This window comes from Nocardioides sp., from assembly GCF_035481145.1.
In the GTDB taxonomy this organism is placed as follows: domain Bacteria; phylum Actinomycetota; class Actinomycetes; order Propionibacteriales; family Nocardioidaceae; genus Nocardioides.
Map to the genome: position 1 here is coordinate 1 of NZ_DATIHB010000196.1, position 2906 is coordinate 2906.

4 protein-coding genes are annotated in these 2906 nt (G+C 70.4%); 2 read left to right on the forward strand and 2 right to left on the reverse strand.

The window, feature by feature from the left end:
• A partial coding sequence (locus VLF38_RS15675; protein ID WP_325272172.1) for an acetyl-CoA C-acetyltransferase occupies positions 1–1140 on the reverse strand: 1140 nt, incomplete at its 3' end.
• Positions 1141–1227: 87 nt separating this feature from the next.
• Between VLF38_RS15675 and VLF38_RS15680 the strand changes: the two genes are divergently transcribed.
• Positions 1228–2088: an acyl-CoA thioesterase gene (locus VLF38_RS15680; RefSeq protein WP_325272173.1), complete on the forward strand. Its 861-nt coding sequence runs from the start codon at positions 1228–1230 to the stop codon at positions 2086–2088.
• Between the two features lies 1 nt (position 2089).
• Here VLF38_RS15680 and VLF38_RS15685 read toward each other — a convergent pair whose 3' ends face one another.
• Positions 2090–2470 carry a globin gene (locus tag VLF38_RS15685; RefSeq protein ID WP_325272174.1) on the reverse strand — a complete coding sequence of 127 codons (381 nt, stop codon included), beginning with the start codon at positions 2468–2470 and terminating at the stop codon, positions 2090–2092.
• 58 nt (positions 2471–2528) lie between these two features.
• Between VLF38_RS15685 and VLF38_RS15690 the strand changes: the two genes are divergently transcribed.
• On the forward strand, positions 2529–2906 hold a 378-nt coding region (locus tag VLF38_RS15690), incomplete at its 3' end, for an OsmC family peroxiredoxin (protein ID WP_325272175.1).

Here is a 2906-nt window from a genome sequence, read left to right on the forward strand (position 1 = left end):
GTCGTGGTGCTGCAGCGAGTTGATCAGTGTGCTGGTGATCCGGGCGCCGGTCATCCCGAACGGGTGGCCGACCGCGATCGCGCCGCCGTTGATGTTCAGCTTGTCGATGTCGATGCCGAGGTCCTGGTAGGACGGCACCACCTGGGCGGCGAACGCCTCGTTGATCTCCCACAGGTCGATGTCGTTGACCGACATGCCGGCGATGCGCAGCGCGTTGCGCACTGCCTGGACCGGGCCCAGGCCCATGATCTCCGGCGACAGGCCGGAGACGCCGGTCGAGACGACGCGGGCCAGCGGCTTCAGGCCGAGCTCGGCGGCCTTGGTGTCGGACATGATGATGACGGCGGCAGCACCGTCGTTGAGCGGGCACGAGTTGCCGGCCGTGTTGACGCCGTTCTCGCGGAAGACCGGCTTGAGACCGGCCATCGCCTCGAGGGTGACGCCGGCGCGCGGGCCGTCGTCGGTGGAGACGACCGTGCCGTCGGGCAGGGTGACCGGGGTGATCTCGCGGGCCCAGAAGCCGTCGTTGATCGCCTTCTCGGCGAGGTTCTGCGACCGTACGGCGAAGGCGTCGAGCTCCTCACGGCGGAGGCCACGCAGTGTCGCGACGTTCTCCGCGGTCTGGCCCATCGTGATGTAGACGTCCGGCAGGAGCCCCTGCTCGCGCGGGTCGGTCCAGGTGGTGTTGGAGGCGGCGGTGGCCTCGGTGCGCTTCATGGCGTCGGCGAGCAGCGGGTTCTCCGAGCCGGGGATGTCGCTCATGCCGTTGCCGAAGCGGGAGACCGCCTCGACGCCCGCCGAGACGAAGATGTCGCCCTCGCCGGCCTTGATCGCGTGGAGCGCCATGCGGGTGGTCTGCACGGAGGAGGAGCAGTAGCGGTTGACCGTCGTGCCGGGCACGGTGTCCAGGCCGAGGAGCGTGTTGACCACCTTGGCGAGGTTCCAGCCGGCCTCGCCCGCCGGCTGGCCGTTGCCGAGGAGCAGGTCGTCGATCGTGGTGGGGTCGAGCGCCGGGACCTTGTCGAGCGCCGCCTTGATGGCGAACGCGGCCAGGTCGTCGGGACGCATGTCCTTCAGCGAGCCCTTGAACGCGCGGCCGATCGGCGTACGCGCGGCGGAAACGATGACTGCCTCAGGCATGAGGTCTCCTTCGAGAGAAGTGGGGGAGCGGCCCGATCCCGGGGCCGCCGATCAGCCTAGACCCGTCGGCGTGCGACGATCTGCGGCGTGCGACACACCTATGAGTGCCAGCTGCGCTGGGCGGACATGGACCTGCTCGGCCACATCAACAACGTGATCTACCTGGACTACCTCCAGGAAGCCCGCATCGAGATGCTCCTCGCCCACACCCCGGGGGACCGCCTGCTGGCGCTCGCCGAGGGAGCGCAGGTGCTCCACCACTGCGTGCAGTACGTCGCCCCGCTCACCTTCCGGCTCCAGCCGGTCAAGGTCGACACCTGGGTGGTCCGGGCCGACACGGACTCCTTCGTCCTGGGTCACGAGATCTACGACGACCACGACGGAGAGCGCATCGTCTACCTCCGCGCCCGCAGCACCCTCGCGCCGTTCGCCTTCGACGAGGACCGCCGCCGGCAGCTGACCGCGGCGGAGCTGGCGACCCTGGAGGGCTTCCGAGGCGAGGACCCCATCCCCGGCGAGGTTGCCTTCCAGGAGCCCCGCGACGTCGAGGGAGGCAGCTACGCGATGCGGGTGCGCTTCTCCGACCTCGACGCCTTCGGGGTGATCGACGAGGTGAAGCACTTCGAGTACTTCCAGGAGGCGCGCGTCGCCTTCCTGCGCCTGGTGCAGGGCGCGGAGGTCGGTGCCGCGCCGCCGACGCCGGTGGTCATCGCCCGGACCGACGTGGCGTACGCGGAGCCGGTGCGCTTCCAGACGGCACCGTTCACCGTGCGCTCCTGGGTCTCCGGGGTCGGGCGCTCGAGCTTCGTCGTCGAGTCCGAGCTCTCCTGCGACGGCACGACGTACTCGCGGGCGCGCGTCGTCCTGGTGACGTTCGACCCGGTGACCCAGAAGGCGGCCCCGGCTACCGAGGAGTTCCGCGCGCTGCTGCAGGCGCAGCTGGCCTGACTCAGTCGGTGTTGATCATGAACTGGGCTGCGTGCGTGACGTAGTCCCAGAACTGCCGGTCCTGCTCGGGCGTCAGGCCGGCCTCGTCGAGGGCAGCACGGAAGTGGACGAGCCACCGCTCGGCGGCCGCCGCGTCCACGGCGAACGGCGCGTGGCGCATCCGCAGGCGCGGGTGGCCGCGCTGCTCGCTGTAGGTGCCCGGACCGCCCCAGTACTGCGTGAGGAAGAGCGTGAAGCGCTCCTTCGCCGGACCGAGGTCCTCCTCGGGGTACATCGGGCGCAGGAGTGGGTCCTCGGCGACACCCTCGTAGAAGCGGTCGACGATGCGTCGCATCGTGTCCAGGCCGCCGATCTCGTCGTAGAAGGTGCTCACGGCACCCATTCTGCCAACCGTGGAAGAGTGGGCGCGCACCCGTAGCCAACTCAACGAGGAGAACCCCATGGCCACCACCCGCTCCGCCGCCACCCACTGGGAGGGCGGCCTGCTCGACGGCTCTGGTTCGACCACCTTCCAGTCCTCCGGCATCGGCACCTTCGGTGTCTCCTGGCCGGCCCGCTCCGAGGAGCCCAACGGCCTGACCAGCCCCGAGGAGCTCATCGCGGCCGCGCACACCGCGTGCTTCTCGATGGCCTTCTCGGCAGGCCTCGCCAAGAACGGCACTCCGCCGGCCGGCCTCGACACCTCCGCCGAGGTCGACTTCGTGCCCGGCACCGGCCCGTGCCGCCACTCCGGCAGCGGGCACCCGCCCCGCGGGTCCCCCGCCCACCTCCTGATTCGCCGAGCCGGCGCGAACCTGCACCGACATGCGTCGAGGCGG

Coding starts and splice junctions, on each gene's coding strand:
- VLF38_RS15685 (WP_325272174.1), bottom strand. CDS start 2,470: ATGGGTGCCGTGAGCACCTTCTACGACGAGATCGGCGGCCTGGACACG.